We start from the raw sequence: 255 nt of genomic DNA, 5'->3' as shown, positions 1-255 counted from the left end.
GTTCGAAAGGCGGCATGACCACCAAAATCCTGGCGCTCACCGATGCGCTCGGCAATCTGGTGCGTTTCGTGCTGCTGCCCGGACAGCGCTTCGACACGGTCGGCGTTCCGCCACTCATCGAAGGGGTCGCCTTCGGTGCGCTGATCGCTGACAAGGCGTTCGACAGCAACGCCATCATCGCCGATCTCGACGAACGCGGCGCCAAGGCCGTCATCTCCCAGCATCCGCGCCGCGCCAAACCTCTCGCCATCGACG

General features: G+C 64.7%; 1 protein-coding gene. It reads left to right on the top strand.

Going from position 1 to position 255, the window contains the following annotated elements:
• Window positions 1–255 (top strand): transposase (locus ACZYOF_RS44665; RefSeq protein WP_463719708.1); only part of this gene is annotated, 255 nt, incomplete at both ends.

The sequence above is a fragment of the Bradyrhizobium sp. LeoA1Lang genome, from assembly GCF_055413685.1.
This window is presented reverse-complemented; position numbering and strand designations above follow the sequence as displayed.